The following is a 24,828-nucleotide window of genomic DNA, read 5'->3' as shown; positions in this document are numbered from 1 at the left end:
CCGTGCCGCGCGCCCGGGAGGGGGCGCCACGAGGTCAGGAGGTGACGTCGGATTCGAGATGCCCGGCGAGTTCCTCGACGACGGCCGGGATCGCGCGGCGGAGCGCGGCGAGGTCGAGTCCCTCGTCGGCCACCACGACGAGCAGCGCGCGGCTGCCGACAGCCGTGACGATGACGTGCCCGGTGCCGCACCGGGCGCTCATCTCCCGCAGCCCGCCGGTGCCGCCCTGTTCGGCGAGACGGTGCCCCAGGGAGAGGGTCGCCGCGGCGACGGCCGCCATCGACTCGGGGTGCATCTTCTCGGCGTCGGCTGCGACCAGCAGTCCGTCCGCCGTCGCCAGGACGCTCTCGGTGACGCCCATCACGGTGTCCCGCAGGGTGGCCAGAACGCCGTGGACCGGATCTGCTGTGGCTGCACTCATGGCTTGACCTGATTCCTTTTGCGTGAAGGACCCGCTGCGGCAAGTGGTGCGGGCCGGCAGCCGATGAAGCTGCTCGAGCGGGGTACGGCGTTGCGTGCGAGGGGTGTCTCCCGGCGGCGGGGCGTGGTGCGACGAGTTCCGCGTCATGGTGTCGAGGCCGGGGCGACGGTCGTACGGGCGGTTGTTCCGCGGGTGGCTCAGCGGGCTGTCGGCGGTCCGGGGCTCTCGGACGGTTGGAGGGAGTTGGTGCCGGGGACCCGCCGGGGAAGCTCCCCGCCGCCGGGAGCCGCCATGTCCGGGAGGGTCTCGCGCGGGGGCAGGGAGCGTGGCGCGGTGCTGGGCCGTCCGGGGGCGGGGGCGCGGGTCTCGCGTTCGATGGTTCCCTCGTCCTCCAGTCGCTTCAGGTCGAGCAGGACGGGATACAGGCCGCGGCCGAGCGTGAAGGCGATGTCGCGGGAGGTGCGCCGTCCGTCCGCGGCGTCCAGGACAGCCTGAAGGCGTGCGGACCGTCCGGGTGTTGCCTCGACGGCCTCGGCGGCCGGGGTCCGTCGTACCCGGGAGCGCGCCCGTTCACCGGCCGAGCCCCGCTCGTCGGAGAGCACGGCGAGCCGGTTCGAGGATTCGCGGATGAGCCGCTCGGGGTGGACGGTCCGTCCCGACCGGACGACGGGCATCGCCTCGGACACCTCCCAACTCTCCGGTGTGGTGAGGGAGAGGGCGAAGGCCCCGTCGAACACCGCCGCGGTGCAGACGACTTCGAACTCTCCCGCGCCGATCAGCCCACGGCCGGCCAGTTCCGCGGCCGTCCGGTCGTGGTGGGGGTCGGCGGCGCAGACGGCCGCCCACGCCTCCTCCGTGACGCGCCCGGACCGCAGCAGCAGGCCCTCGACGGTGGGTGCCCCCGGGGTCTCGACGGCGACCACCAGGCCGGCGCGCAGATGGATGGCTCCACCTGGCGTGCCCGTGACCAGGACGGTGCAGTTACGTTTCTGCTCCCCCAGGGAGGCCAGCAGGGAAGAGACGTTGCGGGGGGCGGTCGGCTGTCTGGTGTTCAGCTCGGTCATGTCAGAAGAGCGTCGGCGCGCTGGGTCAGGTCTCGCAGGGCCCAGGCCACACTGGTGCGGGAGCGGTCCACCGTCGCGGTCAGCAACAGGGGGTCGCCCTGCCGCCCGACGCGTAGGACCACCTGGTGTTCCCGTTGTGTGGACACGATCACGCTCTCCACTTCGCCCTCGAAACCTGCTCTGTTGAGGCGGTCGCCGGCCAGAACGACGAGGTCGTGCGAGTCCTCGCCCGAGTGGGTGTCACCGGCCGCCGCGTAGACGAGACCCGTCACGGCGTCCACGAGCGCGGCACCGGTGACACCCGGCGCCGTGAGGAGACCGCTGAGTCCTTCTTCGAGCGTCGGCATCGGTTCCCCCCTTCACTGATCGCTCCATGCACAGTACTTTAAGAGATAACTAGCGCACCAGTGAACGAATGTGACGTTCCTTGGTCTCTTGCGCAACACAACCAGATCGAAATCTTCGGTGGTTCTGACACCCCGGAGACCAGGAAACGAGGGCACCCAGGTGAACATCGAGACCACTCTCAAGGAAGCCATGGCCATCGACGGGGCTCTCGGGGTCGCGCTGGTCGACTACGACAGCGGCATGGCCCTCGGCGTGCTCGGCGGCGGCCCCGGTCTCGACCTGGAGCTCGCCGCGGCGGGCAACACCGAGGTCGTCCGGGCCAAGCAGCGCACCCTCGCTTCCCTGAACATGCGGGACTCGATCGAGGACATCCTGATCACCCTCGGTGAGCAGTACCACCTCATCAGGCCGCTGACCGGCGCGAACGGCACCCTTTTCCTCTACCTGGCGCTCGACAGGGGCCGCAGCAACCTCGCGCTGGCCCGGCACAACCTCAAGCGCCTGGAAGCGGACCTGGACGTCTGATCCCCCCGCCGTCCTCGTCCTCCGGCACCCCGCGCGCGGACCCCTGCCGCGGAGTCCGCGGGCGGTCCGTGAGCGGGTGACCAATCCGCGGGGCGCCCGGCGACGGATGACCCACGGGCGACGGGACACCGTACCCGCCGGCGGAGCCGGGCCACAGGAAGAGGTGCGATGGACAGCCGTACGCGGAGGACGCCCGTGGGCGCGCCGGATGCCCGGCCGGCCGGGGACGACGGTCCGGCCCTGGTGCCGCTCCGGCACCGGAGCGCGGCGAGCGCGGCCGTGCTCGTCCTGCACGGAGGCAGGGCCGACAGCCTGGCACCCTCACGGCCCTGGCACGTGGCGGCGCTGCGCATGCGGCCCGTCGCCCGCGCCGTCGCCACGGCGGTGCCGGACGACGAGGTCTTCCTCGGCAGGGTCCGCTACCGCCACCGGGGATGGAACGGCTCTCGCGCCGACCCCGTGCGGGACGCCAGGCGGGCCCTGGCCGAACTCACCCGGCTCGTCGGGGAGGTGCCCGTGATCCTCGTGGGCCATTCCATGGGAGGCCGCACCGCACTGCGCGTCGCTGACGCACCGCAGGTCAGGGGAGTGGTGGCGCTCGCCCCCTGGTGTCCGGAGGGCGAACCGGTGGCCCAACTGCGGGACCGGAAGGTGATCGTGCTCCACGGCGACCGGGACCGGGTCACCGATCCGCGGGCGTCCGTCGCGTTCGTACGCCGTGCCCGGGACGCCGGTTCGGACGCCGGTGTCCTGCTGGTGAAGGCCGGCGACCACGCCATGCTCCGGCGGTACGGCACCTGGCACCGGGCCACGGGGGCGGCGGTCGCCGAACTGCTGACGCCGGGCGGACCGGCCGGACCGGCCGACGGACTGCTCGCCACGGCGTTGTCGGCGCCCGCGGGCGGTGTGCTCTGACGTGAGCCGTGAATTGCCGGCCGTGAGCGGTGAGCGGTGAGCCGTGAGCGGTGAGCCGTGAGCTTTGCGGTTTGGGTGGCGGGTCGTGAACCACGAACGGTGGATGACGACCGTGCACCGTGACGTGCCGGTCTCGGCCGGCGACGCGCGCGCGGCGACCCGCGGACCCCGACGCGTGCGCCGCGACCGGCAGGGCCGCGGCAGCCGAGATACCCGGTGATGTACGGAGTGCGGGCGACGGGGAAAACCCGGTGCCCCGACCCCGCCGGATTCCCTACACTCGCCACACATCGCGCGCCGCAAGCGGAGCCGCGAGCATCGCCGACGGCGTCACGCCGGTCCGGCGGACGGCTCCGCCGGACATCGTGGCGCGCCGTCATGAACCGAGGGGAGCCGAGCCGTGCGACACCGCATCGCTGTCGTCGTTCCCCCCGCGCGGTACGAGGTGATCCTCGTGTCCTCGTGGAACCGGTGCCGGCCGCGCGGCCCGCACCGGTCCTCCGCGACGAACTTCTGACCCCTGCCCGTCCGCCGACGGGTCGACCGGCTCCGTACGCCCCGCCGCGCGGATGCCGTCGCCCCGGCCTGCCAGGGGTCCTTGAACGGTCCGACCACGGGCCGCCTCGTCCGGCAATCGCGCCGTTCCGTTCCGGATCGTCCCGAAAGGCCGTGGCCGTGCGCACCGACCTGCACCGTCATCCCGAAAATCCACCGACCGCCGTCCGCAACCTGGGCATCCTCGCCCACGTCGACGCCGGCAAGACCACCCTCACCGAGCGGATCCTGTACGTCACCGGGACCACCCACAAGCGCGGTGAGGTCCACGACGGCACGACCGTCACCGACTTCGACCCGCAGGAGCGCGACCGTGGCATCACCATCTTCGCCGCGGCCGTCAGCTGTGACTGGGACGGGCACCGCATCAATCTGATCGACACCCCGGGACACGTCGACTTCTCCGACGAGGTGGCGCGTTCGCTGCGGGTCCTCGACGGGGCCGTCGCGGTGTTCGACGCCGTCGCCGGAGTGGAGCCGCAGAGCGAGTCGGTGTGGCGGCAGGCCGACCGGTACGGCGTGCCGAGGATCGCCTTCGTCAACAAGCTGGACCGTGCCGGCGCCGACCTCGACGCGGCCGTCGACTCGATCCGGGAGCGCCTGCATCCGGCCCCGCTGGTCGTCCAGTTGCCGATCGGTACGGAGTCCGGTTTCACCGGTGTGGTGGACCTGCCGCGCATGCGGTCGCTCGTCTGGACCGACGGCCGGGACACGGCCGAGGAAGGCCCGGTGCCGGAGACTCTGCGCGCCGAGGCGGACCGCCGTCGACGGCTCCTGGAGGAGGCGGTGGCGGAACTCCACCCCGCCGCGCTGGAGGAGTTCTGCGCCGAGGGCCGCGTCTCCGCGCCGACCCTGGTCGCCGCGCTGCGCGACCTGACCCGGTCCGGTGACGGCGTCGTGGTGCTGTGCGGCTCGGCCTACCGCAATCGTGGCGTCGAACCGCTGCTGGACGCGGTCGTGGCCTATCTGCCCTCGCCGCAGGACGTGCCCCCGGTACGCGGCACCTGGGCCGGCGCGGAGCAGGAACGGGCCGCCGACCCGCAGGCGCCGTTCACGGCACTGGTGTTCAAGGTGAACGTCACGGGCACGGGGCGGCTGACGTACCTGCGCGTGTATTCGGGAACGATCGGGAAGGGAGAGACGGTGTGGGAGTCCGGCGCGCGGCGCGTCGAGCGGATCGGCCGGATCCTGAGGGTCCAGGCCGACCGTCACGCCCCGCTGGAAGGGGCGGTGGCCGGTGACATCGTCGCGGTGGTGGGGCTGAGGTCGGCCCGCGCCGGATCGACGCTGTCCGCACCCGGGGCTCCCTTGGTGCTCGAACCGCCGGCCGTCGCCGAACCCGTCGTCTCCGTGGCGGTCGAGGCCGGCGGGAACACCGACGCGGACCGCCTGGTGCAGGCGCTGGCACGCCTGGCCGAGGAGGATCCCTCGCTGGTCGTCCGTACCGACCCCGAGACCGGTCAGACGGTGCTGTCGGGGTTGGGGGAGCTGCATCTGGAGGTGGCGGTGGAGAAGATCCGGCGCGCGCACGGGCTGGACGTGCGGGTCGGCAGGCCGCGGGTGGCCTACCGGGAGACCGTCGTCCGCGGGGTGTCCGGACTGGTCCACCGGCACGTCAAACAGGACGGTGGCGCGGGCCAGTTCGCCCATGTCGTCATCGACGTGGAGCCGATGGAGGCCGGCCGGGAGACCCCCGGTGACCTCGCGGACGACGGCGCGACACGGTTCGGGTTCCGTTCGGCCGTGGTCGGCGGGCGGGTACCGCAGGAGTACGTCCGTGCGGTGGAGGCCGGTTGCCGGGACGCGCTGGCCGAGGGTCCGCTGGGCGGCAATCCGGTCACCGGGGTGCGGGTCGTCCTGACCGACGGAGCGACCCATCCGAAGGACTCCTCGGAGATGGCGTTCCGCACGGCCGGGCGGCTCGCGCTGCGGGAGGCGCTGCGGGCCTGCGCGATGGTGGTGCTGGAACCGGTGGTCGACCTCACGGTCACCGTGCCCGACGACGCCGTGGGCGGGGTGCTCGGCGACCTCGCGGCACGGCGCGGGCAGGTCTCGGGCTCCGTCACGCGTGCGGGCGCCGTGGTGATCAGTGCGGTCGTGCCGCTGGCCGAACTCTTCGGCTACGCGACGCGGTTGCGCAGCCGCACCCGGGGCCGCGGAGTCTTCACCACCCGGCCCGCGGGTTACGCCCCGGCGCCCAGCCCGGCGTCCCACGGGACACCCACGCGGTGATCCACGGGACCGGGATCCGGGTGATCGGCGGGACGCCGACCCGGTGACGTACGGGACGCCGACCCGGTGATGCGGGGCGGCGCCCGGCTGACCGGTACACGGATCCGCCCGCGGCGAAGTCGCCGGTCCGGGTACCGGTCGGCCGGCACCCGGACCGGCGGCCGTTCCACGGGTCCGGGCCGGCGCGCGGGCCGCTGACCCGTGCACCGGCCCGAACCTGTGCGGCAGTCCGGCCCGCGTCCGTCCTCGCCCCGCCCGCGTCCGCCCCGCCCGCGTCCGGGCCGCCCGTGTCCGGGCCGGTGACCCACGCACCGGCCCGGACGCCCGTATGCCGGCCCCGGCGCACCCGGACCTGTGCGGCTCACGCAGGTCCCGCCCGAACGAGGGCGGGCCCGGTGACAAACAAAATCGCCGCGGAATCCGGGCGAGCCCGCTGACAACAGGATCACCGCGGAACCGGGCGGCCCCGGTGACCGCGTGGCCGCGGAATGAGATGCGTGCCCGAACTCATGTGCATGGTCCGCCCGGACCGGGGCACCAGGAACCACAGGCCGCTCGAGGAAGCCCACCCCCCCCAGGGCGCCCCGAGCCCCCCGGCCCCGCCCGCAGTCACCCCCCGACTGCGGGCGGGGCCGTTCTGCGGGGCGCCGGCGCGTAGTCGGAGACACTCGGGAACGCGTCATGCCGGGGGTCTTTCCCGCACCGGAATTCCGGTGCGGGAAAGACCCCCGGCATGACGGGCCCGGGACGGAGCCCGGTGTGTCAGGCGACCGACGGGTCGAGCAGTCCGCTGCGCAGTCGCTTCAGGATGCGGGTGATCAGACGCGAGACGTGCATCTGCGAGATGCCGAGCTCCTCGCCGATCTGGGCCTGGGTGCGCTCCTCGACGAAACGCATGTGGATGATGCGGCGCTGACGCTCGTCGAGGCCGGCGATCAGCGGCGCCAGGGAGTTGAAGTCCTCGACCAGTTCGAGCGCGGGGTCGTCCTCGCCGATGAAGTCCGCCAGCACGCTCTCCCCGTCCGCGCCGTTGTCGGCCGTGAGCGCGGCGTCCAGGGACGAGGAGTTGTAGCCGTTGGAGGCCTTGCGGGCCTCGATGACCTCCTCCTCGGAGAGGGACATCAGCTCGGACAGCTCGCGCGTGGTCGGTGTCCGGCCCAGACGGGTCCGCAGCTCCTCGGTCGCCTTGGCCAGTTCGATGCGGGCTTCCTGCAGACGCCGGGGCACGTGGACGGCCCAGCTGGTGTCGCGGAAGAAGCGCTTGATCTCGCCGACGATGTACGGGACGGCGAAGGAGGTGAACTCGACCTCGCGGGTGAGTTCGAACCGGTCGATCGCCTTGATGAGCCCGATCGTGCCGACCTGGACGATGTCCTCCATCTCGTCCTGGTTGCGGCTGCGGAAGCGGGCCGCCGCGTACCGCACCAGCGAGAGGTTCATCTCTATGAGGGTGTTGCGCGCGTACTGGTAATCGTGGGTGCCTTCCTCCAGCACCGCCAGCCGGTCGAAGAACTGACGCGACAGGGTGCGCGCGTCCTTCGGGCTGACCTTCAGAGGCTCGTTGATGAAGGGGAGCGCCTCCCCCTCGGTCGTCACCGCATGCCGTGCCGTGCCCGTTCCCATCGCTGCCGTCACGGCTGCCATGCGGTCCACCCCAAATCGTCCGAAGGAACTGAAGACAGGGCTCGTCTGCCCTGCCTCATGCGAGTCATGCCGGCCAACACACCGAAATTCTGAAACTTGTTCGCTCCCGGGCGTGCCGAGCCGGTTCCACCACTCCTTCCCGCCGGACGGGCCTTTCGGATGCGCCCCGTTCCAGTGGACGGCGGGTGCCGGGCCGGGAGCGACAGCGCTTGCGTAAAATGGCCTTCGGGGTGATCGAGTGGACATGGAGCGGGGAGAAGACCTGGAGCTGTCCTCGCGGTCCCGGGCGGACGCCTTCGCCCACCCCGCGTTCTTCTACCGTTCCGACCGGGAGTACCTGGCCGCGGCGGTGGACTTCGTGACCGAGGGTGTGGCCGCGGGGCAGCCCGTGGCGGTGGCCGTGCCCGCGACCCGGCTGGAACCCATCAGGGCGGAACTCGGTTCCCGTGCCGACGGGGTCCGTTGGATCGACATGACCCGCGCGGGCCGCAACCCCGGCCGGATCATCCCCTCGGTCCTGCGCGCGTTCGCCGACGCCCATCCCCACCGCCGGGTGCGCATCATCGGGGAACCGGTCTGGCACGGCCGCACCGCGACCGAGTACCCCGCGTGCGTCCAGCACGAAGCCCTGATCAACACGGCGTTCGGCGGACGCGAGGCCACGATCCTGTGCCCCTACGACGCACGGGCCCTCTCCCGCGACGTGCTCGCCGACGCCCGCGCCACGCACCCCGTGGTGATCAGCGACGGCCGGTGGAGCGTCAGCCCTGCCTACGATCCCGAGCGCGCCCTCGCACGGTGCAACGAGGTGCTGCGCTGCCCGCCCGGGGCGGCGGCCGTCCGCTTCGACGCGGGGGCCCTGCCGGTCGCGCGCGACTTCGCGCTGCGCGTGGCGCGGGATCTCGGGATGGCGCGGGCCCGGCTGCAGGACCTGAACCTCGTCGTCGCGGAACTGACGACCAACAGCGTGGTGCACGGAGGCGGCTCGGGAACGTTGCGGATCTGGGCGGAGAGCGGGCAGATCGTCTGTGAGGTGCGGGACGAGGGGCGACTGGCGGATCCGCTGGCCGGCCGGCACCCGGTGCGCCCCGACCAGCTCGGCGGTCGCGGCCTCTTCCTGGTCAACTTCGTGTCGGACCTGGTCCGCGTCCACACCGGCACGGTCGGCACCACCGTACGCAGCTACGTCGCCCTGCACTGACCGCGTCCGCCCGGCGTCCGCGGCCCGTCGGCGGGCAACGGCGAGGGCCCGGACCCCTGGCACGGGTCCGGGCCCTCGCCCCGGGAAAGTGTCCGCCGGCTACCGCTGCTTCTCGCCGCTCTGCTGGGCGAGCCGCGCCGCCTGGCCCTCCGTACGCGCGGTGGCGGTCGCCAGGGTTCCGCCGGAGCTTTCGAGATGGGCGCGCACGAACCACTGGAACTGCTCCAGAGAGCGCAGTTGTCCGATGAGGAGGTCCTCGGTCACCGGATCGATCTTGCCGATCTCGGCGACGGCGGCGCGGTGCTCCTCGATGATCCCCGTGTAGACCAGGTCGAGGGCGCCGAGGTGGGCGATCGCGTCCGCCCGGCCGACGCTGTAGTCGTCCCAGGTGCGCTCGGACACCAGGACCCCCGGGGTGCCCTGGGGCACCCCGCCGAGGGCGGAGACGCGCTCGGCGGCGTCGTCGGCCATGCCCCGTACCGACTCCACCTGCGGGTCCAGCATTTCGTGCACGGCGATGAAATGCGGGCCCACGACGTTCCAGTGAATGTGCTTCAGCGTGAGGGAAAGGTCGTTGAGGGCGTGCAGCCGCGTACGGAGCAGATCGATGATCCTGCCACCGTCGCTCGTGCTGATTCCGGGGACCGTGTAGTTCGGGGTTGTGGAAGAAGCCGTCATTTCATTCTTTCTCTCGCGTCGTATTCCCTGGGGGCGTTCTCGGATGTCGCGTCGGCGGCGTGGCTACCAGCGGTACCAGCGTCCACGGCGGCCGCCGGCCGCTCCGGGACGTACCACGAAACCGAGCAGCCAGACGGCCAGCACGATGACAGCGATCCACCACAGGGCCTGGACGGCGAAGCCGGCGCCGAAAAGCAGCAGGGCGAGCAGAAGAACCACGAGCAGGGGAACCATCGATATCAACCTCCAGGGCCGCGAGTGCCCCGGTTCTTTTGGGCCACACATTCCCCCGGGCCTGCTCGCCCCGATGGCGCCGATACCGGATCACGCCCGTGACGAGCGCGAGGAGAAGGACGAGGAGGGGGGCGGGGGCGGATACGGGGGGCAGGATCAGGCGCGGGGCGCGGGGCGCGGGGCGCGGAGCACGGAGCACGGAGCACGGAGCACGGGCGGCGGTCACGACGCGGCTCCGACCGGGAGGCGGACGGGAGCGGCCGGGGCGCGTGCCATGGACGTCCGCTCTCGATGAAGCGCGGGCCGGTGCGGCGCGTACCGCCGGGGGAGCGGACCGAACGGTACGCGCGGACCCGGGTGGCGGGGCTCGACGACGGCCGTGGGAACAGCCGTTGGGACCCGTCCGGAGAGGCTGGACGTGGGTGCGGCGGCCCGTGCGGGACCGGCCCAGACGTCATTCGAACGGCTGAACGACTTTCTGGTGACTGGCTCGTTGTCCTGATCGTGAGCATCGTCGATGCGGAGATGAGGAACCGATGAGCCGACACCGCAAGGGGCGCAGGCACCGCACGGTGAACATGACGCCGCGTCCGGTCGGACGGGCCGGGGCGCCGCGTGCCGTGCCACCGGCGACGGCCGGTCGTGAGGAAGTGACGGCCGGTCCCGGGACGCCGGCGACCGGCCGCGAGACGCTGGTGGCAGGTCGTGGGGAACCGGCGGGCGGTCGTGAGGAAGCGAGGGCGGGTCGCGAGGCACCGGCGACCGGGGGCGAGGGCGTGTCCGTGGCCGCCCGTGCCCCGCTTCCGGAACAGAGCCAGGGGGACGAGGAGCAGCCCGCCGTTCTGCGAAGGGTGCGGGAGAGCGGACTGAGCCGCCATGCGGTGCGTACGTGGGAGCAGTTGGCCGTCACCGGTGTGAAGGGGTCGGGCCTGGACGAACTCTGCGCGGCCGTCGGCTTCCAGGAGGCCACCGTCCTGCGGCATCTGAAGGGGCTGGCCGACCAGGGACTCGTGGTGCGGGAGGAGTCCCTCTGGCGGGTCGCCGGTGCGGACCGGGAGCCGGGGGCGCCGGAGCGTGAAGGGGCGCCCGAACCCGTCGTCTCCTGAGGGTGCGGCAGGGCGCGCCCGGCGCAGGTGTCCCCTTCGCCGGGCGCGCCCTCGCGCGCTCGGCGCCCGAGTTGCCCGCATTCCTCCCGGGCGGCCGACGAGGGCGGCGGCGAGGTTGTGTCGGCGGGCGTCTTGGGGGCATCCGGACGTCACCAGTACTTCGGAAGAGGAGACATCATGCTCGGCATCGTCGCGGCGGTCCTGCTGTTCATCGCGTTCCTGATCAACGCCGCGGACATCTCAACGAATGACGTGTTCACGTCAACAAATGTCATGCTCATAGGCCTCGCGCTGCTCGCCCTCCACGTGGCCGGGATCGGCAGTGGCTGGGCGGCCCGTGGCCGCAGGCGCTGACCCGGGGCGGGCGGGGATACGCGAACGGGGCCGGCCCGTGGGGCCTGACGGGACCCGCGGCGGGCGACTTGCCGTGACGCGGGCCGGCACGAGATGGTTGCCGGAAGGCAACTGTTCCCGTCCTCGGAAGGAAGGTTGTGGGCACGCGGTCACGCGCCCTTGCTCGTGGACACTTCTCAGCAGCCTCCCGCCGGCCCGCGCGGTATCCATTCCGGTACGACGTGGGGCGCCGCCCCCTACCCCGTCCTGGTCGCCGACCCGTTCGGTGACGTCGTCGAAGTGAACGAGGCGGCGGCCACCCTGTTCCCGACCGCCGTTCCCGGCGCGTGGCTGCGCCGGGTGGTCCCGGAGTGGATCGCGGACGCGCACGCCCGAACCGGTTCCCCCGCCGCGAAGACCGGTGACGCCGCCGGATCGACCGCGTCGTCCGCGTCGCCATCGGCGTGTCCCGCCCACGGCCCGGTCGGCGACCGGACCTTCGAGGCACGTCCCACCCGCACGGACGACGGCGACGTGGTGTGGTGGCTCGTCGACGACACCGACCGGCGGCTCGCCGAGGACGCACTCGCGAGCGAACGCACGCGTACCGCGTTCCTGGCCGACGCCTCCAGCGCGCTGCTGTCGTCACTCGACGTCGAGCGCTGCATGGAGGTCACCGCGCGCCTGGCCGCCGAACACCTCGCCGACGCCGCCGTGGTCGTCGCTCCGCCGCGCGGCGGGAAGGTGCCGCTGGCGCACTGCGGGCCCGACGGCGACGTGGTGCACCGGCAGGTCCGGGCCGACCTGGAACAACTGCCCGGTCTGACCGACGCCCTGCGCGGATTCCCGCCCGTGCCGTCGCCCTGGATCGACCCGGCCGCCGTTCCCCGCTGGGCCGTCCCGGACCGGTTCACGGATCCGGTCGGCTCCGCCGTCGTGACACCCCTGCCAGGCCACGGAGTCCCGGCGGGCGCGCTCGTGCTGCTGCGCTCCGGCCGCCGGCCGGCCTTCACCGCGAGTGAGGAGACCTTCGCCCGCCTCTTCGCCTCCCGGGCGGGTGCCGCGATGTCGGCAGCCCGGATGTACGCGGAGCAGGCGGCCATCACGACGGCCCTGATGCGTGAACTCCTGCCACCCCGGCTCCACGGCGTGCACGGTGTGGAGTTCGCCGGGAAATACCTCCCCTCGGGTCAGGCCGACCGTGTGGGGGGCGACTTCTACGACGTCCATCCCGGCACCGACGAGGGGCAGGAGTCCCTGGTCGTCCTCGGTGACGTGTGCGGCAAGGGCCTGGACGCCGCGGTGCTCACGGGCAAGGTCCGCAACACGGTGCAGGCGCTCGTGCCGTTGGCCGGGGACCATCAACGGCTGCTGGGGCTGCTCAACGGGGCGCTGATGAACTCCCATCACACCCGTTTCGTCACCCTGGCCCTGGCCTCCGTCGTCCGCAGCGGCGCGACGGTCCGGCTGCGGGTCACCAGCGCCGGACATCCCGCTCCGCTGATCGTCCGGGCCGACGGTCGGGTCGAGACGGTCGAGACGCGCGGAACGCTGGTCGGCGCCTTCTGGGACATCGGTTCCACCACGGCCCAGGTCGAACTGGCCCCGGGGGAGACCTGCCTGTTCTTCACCGACGGCATCACCGAGGGGCGGGGCGGGCCGTCGGGGGACGAGCTGTTCGGCGTCCGGCGGCTGGAGTCCGCGCTGGCCCGCTGCGCGGGCCTGCCCGCCGAGGCCGTGGTCGAGCACGTCCAGATGCTCGCCGCACAGTGGGTCGGGCGCGGCGCCCACGACGACATGGCGACCGTCGCGGTCACGGCACCGCACCACGCGCACCTGAGCGCGGTGAACGGCCGCTCCCGGGGCAGGTACACCGCATGACGAGTCCGTCCGTCCGCCGCGACGGCCGCGACGGTGCCGTGCCCGAACGCGCCCGCGGCCGCTTCCGGCCGGCGGTCCGCGCGGGCGACGAGCGTGGTGCCGCCGCCGCGGTCCGGGCACCCTGGGACCCGCCGCCGGCGCCGAGGCGGTTCCGCCCGGCGTGATCGCCCGGTGCGGGTGAGGACCGGCGCGCACTGGGCGGCGGAGCGGCCGGCCCCTGGAACGGCTCCTGGGCACCCCGGCCCGCTCCACCACCTCACCACGCCCCGCGCCGTACGCGGCGGTGCGCGACGACCCGGCAGGGACTGACCTTTCGAACGGCCGTACGCGGCTGTCACGCGCCACGGCGAATACGCCGACGCGCCGGAATGTCCGCCGAATGCGATCCGGATAGCAGGGTAATTGCAGCTCTGGAGCACGCTGGAGACGGTTTCACCCTCCCGCGGTCTCCCTCCACCGGGGTTTCCCCATGGGTGAGTTCCCGGCGGAGCGAACCGGCTACGCAGGAGGAAGAAAAGATGACGGTCGAAAGAATTTGGTCGTACGCGCCGCATTTCCGCGGCCCGGAGGCACAGGACCTCACGGGGTTCGCCGTCGAGGCGACCGACGGAACGATAGGACACGTGGACCGGCAGGCCGACGATTCCGGGATGCGTCATCTCGTCGTCGACACCGGTGTGTGGGTGTTCGGAAAGAGCGTCCTGGTACCCGTGGGTGTCGTCGCCGACATCGACTCCCAGGCGCAGAAGGTGACGATGGCATGCACCCGGGACGAGATCAAGTCGGCGCCGCGCTTCCGGACCGACAGCGAGACCCTGGACCCCGAATACCTCGCCCGGGTCGGCAGCTACTACCGGAGCCTGCCGCCGAGGCAGCCCGCCTGATGGCGGCCGCAGAGAACGGTCCCCGGGCCACGAGCCGTCGCCGCCACGCGGCGCGGCCGCCGCGTGGCCCGGTCCCACGGAATGGACGTCGTATCCGCAGCCGTGCAGCCGGGAACTCCTTCCGCGCCGTCACACCCATGGGACTCGTGATGCCCGTGATGCCCGGCCGGCAGGGTGCCCCTGCACCAGCAGACCAGAAAGAGTGTTCAGATGCCCGACGAGTTGGAGGCCACCGTCACGTACGCGGAGGCCCAAGACGCGTTCGTGGTGCGAGTCGGGGGCGACATCGACCACGAGAGCGCGCCCCAACTGGAGGAAGCCCTTGATCTCGCGCGACGGGTGGGCGCCGCCCGCACGGTCGTCGACCTGTCGGGGACCCTCTTCGCGGACTCCTCGATCCTGCACGTCCTCCTGGAAGCACAGCGTGCCCATCGGGCCTGCGGCACGTTCATGGTGGTGTGCGGGCCCTTCAGAGAGATCGTCAGGAGGCTGTTCGACGTGACGGGCACGGAAGGCTTCTTCGTCCTCACCGACAGCGTGCGGGCGGCGATGACCGTGCCGGATCCGACGGTCGGGCGATGAGCACGGCCGACCTCCCGTGACAGGGCGCAATCCGCGAGGGAACCGTATGAGAGCAGCTGAACGCAGGGACATCACCATCACGGACCAGAACGACGCACTCCGGCGCGCCTCTCTCGCCGCGCGGTCCACCCGGCCGCCGGCATCCTCGGAGTCGGCGGCCCAGGCGGCCGACGCCGCCGAGGTGACGAGCCCCGCGACGGCACGCAGCCATGTGGGGTCCCTCGTGCGCGCACAGTGGAGATCCGCGGACGGGATGCGTCAGGAGGCCGTCGTCGACCTGCTCCTGGTGGTCTCGGAGCTGGTCACGAACGCCATCCGGCACGGTGGGGGCCTGGCCGGATTCCGGGCGACGCCGACCGAGGAGGGTGTCCGGCTGGCCGTGCGCGACAACAGCGACGTCGTGCCGGCCGGCGCCTTCGGCCTCGCGTCCATTCCCGAGGGGTACCGGCCGAACGGGTACGGGTGGCCCCTGATCATCCGCCTCGCCCGCGAGGTCACCGTCGAACCGTCCCCGGGCGGCGGCAAGACGATCCGGGTCCTCGTCCCGCTGACATGACAAGGCAGGCGCCCACGGCGTTCTCCCCCTGTGCGGCGGGGCCCCGCGCGACCGTGCCTCGTACGGCGGGGCCGTCCGCCGGGGCACCTCGCGCGAGGACGCCCCCGTGCGACGCGGTGCCCCGCGTGACCGGAGGAGTACCCGGAGGCGGGGAGGCCGCCCCGTCTTCCCCGTCACGCGACCGCCTGCGATGATCGTCCGCGGACCGTGCCCGCACCCGCGGGCATCCGCCTCCCGGACGTGTCCGGCCGGACAGGGGCAGGATCCGACGTCGCCGATGAGGAGCCCGAGTTGACCTTTGACGTCGGCGCGCTGCGCGCCCAGATCCCCGCCCTGCGGGCCGGCCTCGCGCACTTCGACGGCCCGGGCGGAACACAGACGCCCGCCCCGGTCGTCGCGGCGATCGCCGACGCGCTCGAAGGCCCCCTCTCCATCCGGGGCAGTGTCGCGCCGGGAGAGGTCAACGCGGAGACGCTCGTCAGGGAGTTCCGGCGGGCCATGGCCGACCTGCTGGGCGCGGAACCGTCCGGGGTCGTCTTCGGCCGCAGTGCCACCCAGCTCACGTACGACTTCTCCCGGACGCTGGCGAAGGACTGGGCGCCCGGCGACGAGATCGTGGTCAGCCGTCTCGACCACGACGCCAACATCCGTCCCTGGACGCAGGCCGCGCGGTGGGCCGGTGCCGTGGTCCGGTGGGCCGACTTCGATCCGGCGACGGGAGAACTCCCGCCGTCGGCCGTGGGCGACCTGCTCACCGAGCGGACCCGGCTGGTCGCCGTGACCGCCGCCTCCAACCTCATCGGCACGATCCCCGACATCCCGGAGATCGCCCGGCTGGTCCACCGCACGGGCGCCCTGCTCCACGTCGACGGAGTGCACTACGCGGCACACGCCTTCGTGGACCTCGCGGAGCTCGGCGCGGACCTCTTCGTCTGTTCGCCCTACAAGTTCCTCGGCCCGCACCACGGTGTCCTCGTGGCGTCCCCGGACCTGCTGGAGACGCTGCGGCCGGACAAACTGCTGCCGTCCACCGACGTGGTCCCGGAGCGCTTCGAGCTCGGGACGCTGCCCTACGAACTCCTCGCCGGCACCCGCGCCGCCGTCGACCTGCTCGCCGGGTTCGCGACCGGCCCGGCCGAGGGACGCAGGGCACGTCTCGGAGCCGCGGTCCGGTCGATCGAGCGGCACGAGCGGGAGCTGCGGGACCGGGTGGAATCCGGGCTGGCCGAGCTGGACGGCGTCACGGTCCACTCGAGGGCCGCCGAACGCACCCCCACCCTGCTGCTGACCTTCGACGGCCGTGACGCGGTGGACGCCTACCACTTCCTGGGCGAGCGGGGCGTCCACGCTCCCGCGGGCTCCTTCTACGCGCTGGAGGCGTCCCGGCACCTCGGACTGGGCGACACCGGCGGCCTGCGCGTCGGACTCGCGCCGTACAACGACCAGGGAGACGTGGAGCGGCTCCTGGAGGGCCTGGCGGCGTTCCTGAAGTCCTGACCGCTCGGGCGCCGACTCACTCCCCCCGCGCGACGCCGGACGCGGACGCGGGGCGCCGCCGACACGGGCGGCCACCGGGTCCCGGGCCACGGGGCCGCGATTCCCGGTGGATCGGCCCGCGGCGCCGGACGCGGTGCGTCGCGAGGCGGAGGGCCGTCCTCGTACGGGGCGTGCTCGGTCGCTCCGACGACGCGGCGGGGTGCCGCGTCCGACGCCGCGCGGCCGCCGGGGATCGCGGGAAGGCCCTCAATGTTCCGGCGCGCCGAGCATCCGCAGCGCGTCGTCCAGCCGGCGCGGTCGCAGCAGTCCGGGTTCGGGGTCCCCGGCCCAGCCGGGGCCGCTGAGCAGGACCAGGCTCCGCGTCCGCGCTCCCCGAACGCCCCAACGCGTCCCGGCGACATGCCGGGCGAGGGGCGGGTTGGCCGTGGAGCGCGACTGCGACCACAGGACCACCGCCGAGGGGCCGACCCGTCGTACGGCCGCGGCCAGTGCCTCGGCGGGCACGGAGCCGCCGAGCATCAGGGCCGGCACCCCGCGCTCCGTGAGCACGGCGCCGAGCGCCTCGAGCGGCAGTGTGTGCGGCTCGCCCGGAAGGCAGGCCAGCAGGACGGGCGGCACACCCGTGGGCGGCTCCTGCGTCGCACGCACGTACAGGTGGCGGAGGGTGGCCGAGACGTGCCAGGAGAGCAGGTGCTCGACCTCGACGTACCGGTCGCCCGAGGACTCCCACTTGCGCCCGACCGCGCGGAGCGTGGGCACCATCACCTCGGTCCAGGCCGTGGCGAGGCCATGCGTCTCGACCGCGGCCGTCAGCAGGCTCTGAACGGCGGCCGCGTCCAGCCGTACGGCCGCACGCGCCAGGCCCCGGCACTCCTGTCGTACGTCTCCGAGCGGCAGACCGGTCCCCGACCGCGAGACCGGCGCGCCCGGGGGGAGGGCCGGCGCGGGCGCCGACTTCGGTACCCGCGGTCCGGCCGCGGGCCTCGCGAGGGCGAGCGCGGGGGACAGGGTACGGCCGCGGGCCCGCTCCTTCGCCGCGCGGGCGGCCTCGGCGGGCGGCAGGCCCGCGGCCGTGAACCGGCACATCTCCTGGAGCATGGCCACGTCCTCGGGCGTCCACCGCCGATGGCGGCCGTCGGTCCGCAGGGCGGGACCGATACCGTACCGGCGGTCCCAGGACCGCAGGGTCGTGGGCGACACGCCGAGTTTGCGCGCCAGGGCACCGGTGGTCTCACCCGCGTCCGCGGTCCGTGCCGCCGCGTGCTCGTTCACCCGCACGGGGCGGCCCCCACCGGCACGGCACCGGGCGGTGTCCGGGCAGGGGAGAACGGCCCGGCGAGGCGTCCGAGCGGACGGAAGCAGCGGATCTTCACCAGTGGTTCGCCTCGATTCGAGCACCGTCCGGGAGCGGCGGTCCGCCCGGCTCACCGCTACTTCTGCACCCGGGGGTCCCGCGGATGCAGAAGGACCCGGCCGCCTCGACCGGAGCCGGTTCAGGAGTCCCGGGCGGAGCCGTCGAGGAGCGTCCGCACCACCACCTCGGGGTCACAGAGCACCGACCGGAGCCTGACCTCCTCGTACGCGTCGCCCAGGAGCGAGCGGGCGGTGTCCTCGTACCGCTCACGCACCGGGCCCAGTTCCGGCGTGCCGCGCTGCGGGTGCCCCACCGCACCCCAGTACACCTCGCCGGCCCCGTACGCGGCGACCGCCGTCTCCGCGTCGCCCTGGGCGGCCAGCGCCGACGCCAGCAGGTCGAGGCCGAGCGCGAGACCGAAGCTGTCACCGATGTGCCGTTTCCCGTCCAGCATCGACAGGGCGTGGGCGGTGGCGTCCCCCGGGCGGTCCTCGAACAGGGAGATCAGCGCCAGCTGGTAGTCCGTGTACGAACGGGTCCACCACTCGCCGCGCTCGACACAGTCACCGCGCAGGTTCTCGGCCTCCGCGCGCGCCTGCTCCAGCAACCCTTCCGCGGTCAGGGCGAACACGCGCACCAGCCGGCACAGCACCCGGCCCGCGGAGGAGAACGCCGTCCCGCCCACGGCCGCCAGAGCCCGGTCCACCTCGCTCCGGGCCGTCATCGGGAGGCCCTGGAGCAGCTGGGTGAGCCCCAGCAGATACGCCGCCAGCAGCATCCCCTCGTCGTCGTCCTGGGCCCGCGCGCGACGGTGACAGGAACCCGCGAGTGTCCGGGAGGGGTCACGCTCGCCGCGCAGGACGCGGGTGACGCCCAGCGCCCACAGCGCCTTGGTCCTGACCGGCCCGGACTCGTCGGACATCGCCAGCGCGTCCTCCAAGTACGAGGCGGCCTCCCGCAGATGCCCGCAACAGCTCCAGAAGAAGCCGACGAGACCCGCCAGTTCGAGGGCCGCGCGCGGCCGGACGGAGAGCAGATGGTCGAGTGCCGCGCACAGATCGGCGTTCGCCCTGTCGATCCGTCCGTACCAGCGGGCCTGTTGCGGACCTGGCCAGCCCGCCTCCGCGTCGCGGGCCAGCTCCAGGAAGTGCTGGGCGTGCCGGTCCGACAGCTCGGCGGTCCGGCCGAGTTCGTCGAGCCACATGCGCCCGTACTCCCGGACGGTGTCGAGCATCCGGTGGTGGGCGCCGTTGCGCGACAGGACCGACTTCCGCACCAGACCGGCCAGCGCCCGGTCCACGTCGGACGCGAGGAGCGGTCCCCCGGCGCACACGGCGCGTACCGTGTCCGCGTCCACGACGTCGCGGAACACGGACAGACACGCCCACATCAATCGCTCCTGGGGCGTGCACAGTTCGTGACTCCAGCCGAGCGAGGTCCGTACCGCCCGGTGCCGCGCGGGACCGGCGAGCAGCGCGTTCCCGCCGTCCGCCGCGATGTCCAGCCGGGACCCGAGCTCCCGCTCGACCTCCGTGAGCGTACGGTGCGACAGCTGCCCCGCGATCAACTCCAGGGCGAGCGGCATCCCTTCGAGCCGCCGGCACAGCCGGGCGACGGCCACCAGGTCCGAGGGGGCCGACACCACCGTGCCCGCGGCGGAGGCCAGGCGGCAGAAGAGGTCCACGGCGTCGGTGGCCGGTGGCAACGGCCCCACGGGGACGACGTGTTCGCCCGGCAGACCGAGCGGCTCCCGGCTGGTCGCGAGCACACTCAGCGCGGGGCAGGCCGCGAGCAGGCCGGCGATCACCGGCCGGCAGGCCGCGAGCAGGTGTTCACAGGAGTCCAGCACCAGCAGGACGTCCTTGTCCGCGAGCCAGGTGCCCAGCGCGTCCAGCGGCATCGTCGTCGTGTGATCGGAGAAGTCCAGCGCGTCGGCCACGGTCGCGACGAGCAGCCGGTCGTCCTGCAGCGTCCAGAGGTCGGCCCAGGCCACCCCGCGGGTGCCGGTGCTCAGGACGCGTTCCGCCGCGTGCAGCGCCAGCCGGCTTTTGCCCACACCGCCGATCCCGGTCAGGGTGACCACCCGGTGCCCGCGCAGGGCCTCGGCGAGGTGGGTGAGTTCGTCGCGGCGTCCGACGAAACCGGGCGGAGCCTCGGGCAGGTTTCTCAACACGGGCGACAGTCTGACGTCCTCCGTGCCCCCGCGCAGTGGGGTTGGCCCGCCTCGTACCCGGACTTGAGGACTCCGCTCCCGTCGACACCGGGTCGCGCGCCGCCCGGGGCCGTCGGCGGTCGGTCACCCGGCGGGTGAGGGCAGCCGTCCGCGGGCCGGGGCCATCGCCCACCGCACCACCGAGGTCACGGCACCGCCGAGGGGGCGTACGAACAGCCCGTCGACCAACGGCAGCCGGGGCATCCCCAGCTCCGCTGCGGCCCAGGAGGGCAGCAGGGACACGGCGTTGGCGGCGAGGACCCCGTACGGCACGCGGGCGACGAGCGGCACGGGCGGTTCGAACAGCAGGAAGCGCGCGGTGGCCCGGGCCTCGGGGGTGGCCCGCAACTCGCCCCGGTACGCGGTCAGCCGGGCGGCCAGCTCGGCGCGGTCCGTCGGCGGGTCGGGGACACCGAGCGCGACGGCGACCCGGGCGGTGTCGGCGACGTACGCGTCACAGTCGCCGTCGGACAGGGGGCGGACGCCGTAACGCTGGTGCGCCCGCAGGAAGCTGTCCGTCTCCGCGAGGTGGACCCAGCCGAGCAGCCGCGGGTCCGAGGCGTGGTACGGCGTCCCCCCGCCGGTGACTCCGCGCACCCGCTCGTGGATCGTTCGAACCCGGTCGCAGGCCTCCTGGGCGCTGTCGGCGGTGCCGTACGTCGTCACCGCGAGGAACGTGCTCGTGCGCTGCAGCCTGCCCCAGGGGTCGCCCCGGAAGCCGGAGTGGGCGAGAACGGCGGCCATCGCGAGCGGGTGGAGCGACTGCAGCAGCAGGGCCGACAGCCCGCCGATGAACATCGACGCGTCCCCGTGCACCCTGCGGATGGGGCGGTCGGGCCCGAACCACCGGGGTCCGGGCGTGCCGTGGATCCGGGCGCGGTTCTCGGGGCCCTCGGGTCCCGCGACACGGGTGAAGAGGCTGTCTCCCAGCCGTTCGCGCAGGCGGGGGCCGTGCGATCCGGTCGGTCTCGTCATGATGGCCTTCCGTCGGGCGGTGTTCCCGGTGGTCCCGCTGCGGGCCTTCCGCCGTCGGCGGCGGAAGGCCCGGGGACCACGGTCCATTGTCCCGTCGTACGGGGACACGGCACCGTCCCGTCCTGGATTCCGCAGCCCGTACGCCTTCGGATGCGGTCCGGGACCGGTCCGCGCCAACGACCGCTCCGAAAAACTGTCTTCGCCCTCAGCCCTTCGCCCCTCGCCCTTCGCCCTTCGCCCCTCGCCCTTCGTTCCGAGTCCATCGGTCGGGTCCTCGTGCTCCGGGCTCGTGTGTGGGGGGGGGGGAGAGAGAGAGGCCGAGGCAGTCGATGCAGAGTCGATGCAAGTTGCCGCGTCGCATCGAACCTCCGCATGGTGGCGGGGACGGAACGGCCCCGAACGGCTGGGGCACCCGACACCTCCGGGACGGCACGCCCTGACGGCGGGGTGGACCGTCCCGGAGTGGGGGCGGATTCCGCCCGGCACGAGGAGCAGTCACCATGACCGCACAGCAGAGCACCGAGCGGACTCTCGACGCCGCCGTGCCGACGGCCGCCGTGCCGAGGCCCACGGCTCCGTGGCCCACGGCTCCCGGGGCCACGGCGCAGGAGTCGCTCACCGACGAGGAACTCGCCACCGGATTCGCCGACGGCGACGAGGAGTGCCTCGCCGCCGCCTACCACCGCTGGGGCCGGCTCGTGTACACCCTGGCCCGGCGCTCCCTCGGCGACGCGGCCGAGGCGGAGGACGTCACCCAGCTCGTCTTCCTCGCCGCGTGGCGGGGGCGCGCGGGGTTCTCGCCCGAGCGCGGCGCCCTCGCCGCCTGGCTCGTCGGAATCACCCGCCGCAAGATCGCCGACGCGCTGACGGCCCGCACCCGGCGCGCCGACCTCGTCGCCGCGGCCGGCGCGGTGATGTCCCTGAACGCTCACGACTCCGCGTCCCCGGCCGACACGGTGCTCGACCGGGTTCTCGTCCGGCACGAACTGGCCCGTCTGCCCGCACCGCAGCGCCGGGCCCTCAGCCTGGCCTTCTACGACGACCTCACGCACACCCAGATCGCGCAGCTCACCGGATGGCCCCTGGGAACGGTCAAGAGTCATGCCCGGCGAGGGCTGCACCGACTCGGCCGCAGGCTCCGGGAGGAAGCGGGCACCGGCGGCCGTCACGGCTGAGGCGTACGCGCCCGCCGGCGCACGGGTGACGGCCGCCTCCTGAACGCACGGTGTGCGCCGCGCCCCCCGCCGCCGCGCTACACCGCGGGACCTCGGGAGGACGCGGTCCGCCGGGACGACGCGGCCCCCGGGGACGACACGCCGTCGCCGGTCGAGACGGGGACGCCGAGCGGGCGGGCCAGGCCGACCACGCCCTCGTCCAGCCGCTGCAGATGCCGCAGGACACGCGTGGTGACGCGGTCGTGCCGCGGACCGTCCGGTCCCTCAGGCTCCAGCAGGGCGGCGAGACTGGCGCCGGTCTCGGCCACGCCCTCGGTGTCGTCGTCCTCGACGCGCGCGACGAGGACCTCGATGTTGTGCGCGATGCGCCGGCCGGCCCTCCTCAGACGCGGATCGGCCGCGACGGTCTTGCTCTGGGGAAGGAGTTCCGCCGTCGCCGCCAGCGAACGCGCGTGATACGCGCAGGTCTCCAGGAGCGCCACCAGATAGCGCGCCGTCTGGCGACGGGAGCGCAGCGGGGTGATCGGATGGGTCAGGGGCTGGACGGACGACCGCAGATCGTCCAGCGCCTTGTCGAGGTCCCGTGCCTTGTCCAGCAGGTCGAGCGCGGGGCCGCCACTGAGCTGGTCCACCGCCGCGCCCGTGACGTCTCCGAGCCGGCGCAACACCGTCGCCAGCAGTTCGTCGGTCCGGCGGTCGGTGTGCACCGGCAGGACCAGGGCGGCCGCGATGACCCCGCAGACGGCACCGAGCGCGGTCTCCTCGATGCGCAGGACCAGTACCGCGGTGCTGTAGGTGTTGAGCAGTGTGTACAGCAGGCCCAGCATCGCCGTGACGAAGAACGACATCAGGGCGTAGGACAGCGGCGCGGTGAAGAACATGGCGAAGATGAACAGCAGGACGAGCCCGAACGCGGTCCACGTGTGGGTACCGACCAGTCCCGCCAGGAGGGCACCGGCGACGACACCGAGGACGGTGCCGATCAGCCGGCGATACCCCTTGACGAGGATCTCCCCGGTGGACGCCGTGTTCAGGAACACGACCCAGCAGGTGAGCACCGCCCAGTACCAGCGCTGGCTGGACAGGAACTCGCCGCCGACGATGGCCAGCGCCGAGCCGACCGACACCTGGACCGCGGTCCGCGTCGTCGGACGCTCCCAGCCCCTGGGGGCGCTGTCCTCCCGCTCGGCCTCCTCGGATCCGGCGATGGCGACGTCCTCGGCGTCCAGTTCCTCGCGGGAACGGGTCGTCGACGGGGTGTCGTCGGACTCGTCCTGCGGGCCGTCGAGGGCCAGTCGCAGTCCGAGCACGGAGCGCGCCGTCTCACCGATGCCGCGGAAGACGTCCTGCACGGCCGTCGAGGCCCGCGGCAGGTTCTCCTCCTCGCGGTAGCCGAGGAGCCGGTTGCGCAGGTGGGCCAGCGCGGTGCCGCGGTCGTCGGTGATGGGGCGCAGGACCAGCAGGCGCAGCGTGTCGAGATCACGGCGCAGGGTGGCGGTGATGTCGTCCTGGGCCCGGAGACGGTCTCCGGGCGCGGGCACGGGTGCGTGCGGCAGATGCAGGGTGAGCGTGTCGGCCCGTTCCTTGCTGCGGGCGGTGAGCAGGAGCACGCCGAGCCGCTCGGCGGCGATCTCGGCGTCGGCGACACGGCGCTGCACGAGCGAGGCGGTGGCGCTGTCGCTGGTCCCCTCCGCCAGCTGCCCCTGGATCATCATCGCGCTCTCGTGGAGCCTGGCCGTGTACCGCCGCAGGTCCTCCAGTGCCTTCTCGGCACGGTCGGGTCCGGCGTCCAGCAGCTCGATCTGGGCGGACACGAGCTGGGCGAGGCGAGCGCGGAAGGCCTTCCGCAGCCTCAGCAGAACGCGTTCGGGCGTCTCGGGCACGACGACGAACCGCACCAGCGCGCTGCACACGAACGCGATGGCGAGCGTGGCGCACAGGCCGGGGAGCGCGGAGAAGGTGGCCCTGACGAAGAGCGAGACGAAGTAGATCTGGAACCCGATGAGCCCGAGGGCGGTCCCGCGGTCGCCGAACCGACGGCTGTACACGGCGGCGAAGATCAGCGCGATGAAGAAGAGGTCGCCCACGACGACGGTCTTGTTGAGCAGAGCCCCCAGCGACATCGCGGCGAGGGCCACCGGCAGGCCGAGCAGGAGCGTCAGTGCCTGTGCGCGGCGCTGCTTGTCCTTGATGGCGAAAGTGCCGACCATGGCCGCCATGGCTCCGGCCACCATGTGGGTCACATCCACACTCATGAGAGCCAGGACGGCGAGCGTGAGCGCGATGGCGCCCACGGTCCGCAGCCCGGCCATGAGCCGCAGCAGCCCGGGATCCGACGCCGCGAATCGGTCCCAGATCCTCGTTCGGCCCGGCCGTGTCGCTGTCCTCACGCTGCCCTTCGTCCCCGCTCTCCGCCATGATCAGCGTTTCCCAGCATGGCACGAGTCGGTGTTCGT

At 73.2% G+C, this 24,828-nt stretch carries 22 protein-coding genes; 12 read left to right on the top strand and 10 right to left on the bottom strand.

Annotated elements, in window-relative coordinates:
* Window positions 1–34: 34 nt before the first annotated feature.
* The 3 genes from GFH48_RS03970 to GFH48_RS03960 form a co-directional block, all read right to left on the bottom strand.
* On the bottom strand, window positions 35–421 hold the full coding sequence (locus GFH48_RS03970) for a roadblock/LC7 domain-containing protein (protein WP_153286912.1): 387 nt from the start codon (window positions 419–421) through the stop codon (window positions 35–37).
* Between the two features lie 197 nt (window positions 422–618).
* Window positions 619–1,485 carry a hypothetical protein gene (locus GFH48_RS03965; RefSeq protein WP_153286911.1) on the bottom strand — a complete coding sequence of 289 codons (867 nt, stop codon included), beginning with the start codon at window positions 1,483–1,485 and terminating at the stop codon, window positions 619–621.
* The gene (locus GFH48_RS03960) at window positions 1,482–1,832 is read right to left on the bottom strand and encodes a hypothetical protein (RefSeq protein ID WP_153286910.1); all 351 of its coding nucleotides are present in this window, start codon (window positions 1,830–1,832) and stop codon (window positions 1,482–1,484) included. Before GFH48_RS03960 ends, GFH48_RS03965 begins: the two co-directional genes overlap by 4 nt.
* Before the next feature lie 160 nt (window positions 1,833–1,992).
* Between GFH48_RS03960 and GFH48_RS03955 the strand changes: the two genes are divergently transcribed.
* The 3 genes from GFH48_RS03955 to fusA all read left to right on the top strand — a co-directional run bounded on the left by GFH48_RS03955 (window position 1,993) and on the right by fusA (window position 6,060).
* Window positions 1,993–2,358, top strand: a complete 366-nt coding sequence (locus tag GFH48_RS03955; protein WP_153286909.1) for a hypothetical protein — start codon at window positions 1,993–1,995, stop codon at window positions 2,356–2,358.
* 168 nt (window positions 2,359–2,526) lie between these two features.
* Window positions 2,527–3,273 carry an alpha/beta hydrolase gene (locus GFH48_RS03950; RefSeq protein WP_153286908.1) on the top strand — a complete coding sequence of 249 codons (747 nt, stop codon included), beginning with the start codon at window positions 2,527–2,529 and terminating at the stop codon, window positions 3,271–3,273.
* Window positions 3,274–3,948: 675 nt separating this feature from the next.
* Window positions 3,949–6,060, top strand: coding sequence for an elongation factor G (fusA, locus tag GFH48_RS03945; RefSeq protein WP_194280488.1), 2,112 nt, complete (start codon window positions 3,949–3,951; stop codon window positions 6,058–6,060).
* A gap of 762 nt (window positions 6,061–6,822) precedes the next feature.
* Here fusA and GFH48_RS03940 read toward each other — a convergent pair.
* Window positions 6,823–7,704 (bottom strand): RNA polymerase sigma factor SigF, encoded by an 882-nt coding sequence (locus GFH48_RS03940; protein ID WP_153286907.1) that lies wholly within the window; start codon window positions 7,702–7,704, stop codon window positions 6,823–6,825.
* A 244-nt stretch (window positions 7,705–7,948) separates the two neighbouring features.
* On the opposite strand from GFH48_RS03940, the gene GFH48_RS03935 reads away from it, so the two are divergent.
* Window positions 7,949–8,905, top strand: coding sequence for a sensor histidine kinase (locus tag GFH48_RS03935; RefSeq protein WP_153286906.1), 957 nt, complete (start codon window positions 7,949–7,951; stop codon window positions 8,903–8,905).
* Window positions 8,906–9,004: 99 nt separating this feature from the next.
* On the opposite strand, the gene GFH48_RS03930 is transcribed toward GFH48_RS03935, so the two are convergent.
* Both GFH48_RS03930 and GFH48_RS03925 read right to left on the bottom strand, forming a co-directional pair.
* Window positions 9,005–9,583, bottom strand: coding sequence for a Dps family protein (locus GFH48_RS03930; RefSeq protein ID WP_153286905.1), 579 nt, complete (start codon window positions 9,581–9,583; stop codon window positions 9,005–9,007).
* A 63-nt stretch (window positions 9,584–9,646) separates the two neighbouring features.
* Window positions 9,647–9,817 (bottom strand): hydrophobic protein, encoded by a 171-nt coding sequence (locus GFH48_RS03925; protein WP_153286904.1) that lies wholly within the window; start codon window positions 9,815–9,817, stop codon window positions 9,647–9,649.
* A 782-nt stretch (window positions 9,818–10,599) separates the two neighbouring features.
* On the opposite strand from GFH48_RS03925, the gene GFH48_RS03920 reads away from it, so the two are divergent.
* The 7 genes from GFH48_RS03920 (at window position 10,600) to GFH48_RS03890 (ending at window position 16,656) form a co-directional block, all read left to right on the top strand.
* Window positions 10,600–10,923 carry a hypothetical protein gene (locus GFH48_RS03920; RefSeq protein ID WP_153286903.1) on the top strand — a complete coding sequence of 108 codons (324 nt, stop codon included), beginning with the start codon at window positions 10,600–10,602 and terminating at the stop codon, window positions 10,921–10,923.
* A 177-nt stretch (window positions 10,924–11,100) separates the two neighbouring features.
* Complete coding sequence (locus GFH48_RS03915; protein ID WP_148014566.1) at window positions 11,101–11,277, top strand: hypothetical protein; 177 nt, start codon at window positions 11,101–11,103, stop codon at window positions 11,275–11,277.
* A gap of 165 nt (window positions 11,278–11,442) precedes the next feature.
* Entirely contained in the window at window positions 11,443–13,137 is a 1,695-nt protein-coding gene (locus tag GFH48_RS03910) for a PP2C family protein-serine/threonine phosphatase (RefSeq protein ID WP_228120337.1), read from the top strand.
* 518 nt (window positions 13,138–13,655) lie between these two features.
* Window positions 13,656–14,021, top strand: a complete 366-nt coding sequence (locus GFH48_RS03905) for a PRC-barrel domain containing protein (RefSeq protein WP_153286901.1) — start codon at window positions 13,656–13,658, stop codon at window positions 14,019–14,021.
* A gap of 210 nt (window positions 14,022–14,231) precedes the next feature.
* The gene (locus GFH48_RS03900; RefSeq protein ID WP_153286900.1) at window positions 14,232–14,603 is read left to right on the top strand and encodes an STAS domain-containing protein; all 372 of its coding nucleotides are present in this window, start codon (window positions 14,232–14,234) and stop codon (window positions 14,601–14,603) included.
* 46 nt (window positions 14,604–14,649) lie between these two features.
* Entirely contained in the window at window positions 14,650–15,159 is a 510-nt protein-coding gene (locus tag GFH48_RS03895; RefSeq protein ID WP_153286899.1) for an ATP-binding protein, read from the top strand.
* 291 nt (window positions 15,160–15,450) lie between these two features.
* A complete protein-coding gene (locus GFH48_RS03890) occupies window positions 15,451–16,656 on the top strand; it encodes a cysteine desulfurase-like protein (RefSeq protein WP_153286898.1) in 1,206 nt (401 codons plus the stop codon).
* 246 nt (window positions 16,657–16,902) lie between these two features.
* Here the strand turns inward: GFH48_RS03890 and GFH48_RS03885 are convergent, their stop codons facing one another.
* The 3 genes from GFH48_RS03885 to GFH48_RS03875 form a co-directional block, all read right to left on the bottom strand.
* Entirely contained in the window at window positions 16,903–17,928 is a 1,026-nt protein-coding gene (locus GFH48_RS03885) for a MerR family transcriptional regulator (protein ID WP_407698698.1), read from the bottom strand.
* A 221-nt stretch (window positions 17,929–18,149) separates the two neighbouring features.
* Window positions 18,150–20,183 carry an ATP-binding protein gene (locus tag GFH48_RS03880; protein WP_153286896.1) on the bottom strand — a complete coding sequence of 678 codons (2,034 nt, stop codon included), beginning with the start codon at window positions 20,181–20,183 and terminating at the stop codon, window positions 18,150–18,152.
* A 123-nt stretch (window positions 20,184–20,306) separates the two neighbouring features.
* Window positions 20,307–21,197, bottom strand: a complete 891-nt coding sequence (locus GFH48_RS03875; RefSeq protein ID WP_153286895.1) for an oxygenase MpaB family protein — start codon at window positions 21,195–21,197, stop codon at window positions 20,307–20,309.
* A gap of 500 nt (window positions 21,198–21,697) precedes the next feature.
* Between GFH48_RS03875 and GFH48_RS03870 the strand changes: the two genes are divergently transcribed.
* Window positions 21,698–22,372 carry an RNA polymerase sigma factor gene (locus GFH48_RS03870; protein WP_153286894.1) on the top strand — a complete coding sequence of 225 codons (675 nt, stop codon included), beginning with the start codon at window positions 21,698–21,700 and terminating at the stop codon, window positions 22,370–22,372.
* A 77-nt stretch (window positions 22,373–22,449) separates the two neighbouring features.
* Here GFH48_RS03870 and GFH48_RS03865 read toward each other — a convergent pair whose 3' ends face one another.
* On the bottom strand, window positions 22,450–24,762 hold the full coding sequence (locus GFH48_RS03865; RefSeq protein WP_407698608.1) for an FUSC family protein: 2,313 nt from the start codon (window positions 24,760–24,762) through the stop codon (window positions 22,450–22,452).
* Window positions 24,763–24,828: the final 66 nt, after the last annotated feature.

The organism is Streptomyces fagopyri (genome assembly GCF_009498275.1).
GTDB lineage: Bacteria > Actinomycetota > Actinomycetes > Streptomycetales > Streptomycetaceae > Streptomyces > Streptomyces fagopyri.
The sequence above is the reverse complement of the archived record's forward strand: the minus strand, read 5'-3'. Positions and strand labels throughout refer to the sequence as shown.

Coding starts and splice junctions, on each gene's coding strand:
- GFH48_RS03970 (WP_153286912.1), bottom strand. CDS start 421: ATGAGTGCAGCCACAGCAGATCCGGTCCACGGCGTTCTGGCCACCCTG.
- GFH48_RS03965 (WP_153286911.1), bottom strand. CDS start 1,485: ATGACCGAGCTGAACACCAGACAGCCGACCGCCCCCCGCAACGTCTCT.
- GFH48_RS03960 (WP_153286910.1), bottom strand. CDS start 1,832: ATGCCGACGCTCGAAGAAGGACTCAGCGGTCTCCTCACGGCGCCGGGT.
- GFH48_RS03950 (WP_153286908.1), top strand. CDS start 2,527: ATGGACAGCCGTACGCGGAGGACGCCCGTGGGCGCGCCGGATGCCCGG.
- GFH48_RS03940 (WP_153286907.1), bottom strand. CDS start 7,704: ATGGCAGCCGTGACGGCAGCGATGGGAACGGGCACGGCACGGCATGCG.
- GFH48_RS03935 (WP_153286906.1), top strand. CDS start 7,949: ATGGAGCGGGGAGAAGACCTGGAGCTGTCCTCGCGGTCCCGGGCGGAC.
- GFH48_RS03930 (WP_153286905.1), bottom strand. CDS start 9,583: ATGACGGCTTCTTCCACAACCCCGAACTACACGGTCCCCGGAATCAGC.
- GFH48_RS03925 (WP_153286904.1), bottom strand. CDS start 9,817: ATGGTTCCCCTGCTCGTGGTTCTTCTGCTCGCCCTGCTGCTTTTCGGC.
- GFH48_RS03915 (WP_148014566.1), top strand. CDS start 11,101: ATGCTCGGCATCGTCGCGGCGGTCCTGCTGTTCATCGCGTTCCTGATC.
- GFH48_RS03905 (WP_153286901.1), top strand. CDS start 13,656: ATGACGGTCGAAAGAATTTGGTCGTACGCGCCGCATTTCCGCGGCCCG.
- GFH48_RS03900 (WP_153286900.1), top strand. CDS start 14,232: ATGCCCGACGAGTTGGAGGCCACCGTCACGTACGCGGAGGCCCAAGAC.
- GFH48_RS03895 (WP_153286899.1), top strand. CDS start 14,650: ATGAGAGCAGCTGAACGCAGGGACATCACCATCACGGACCAGAACGAC.
- GFH48_RS03875 (WP_153286895.1), bottom strand. CDS start 21,197: ATGACGAGACCGACCGGATCGCACGGCCCCCGCCTGCGCGAACGGCTG.
- GFH48_RS03870 (WP_153286894.1), top strand. CDS start 21,698: ATGACCGCACAGCAGAGCACCGAGCGGACTCTCGACGCCGCCGTGCCG.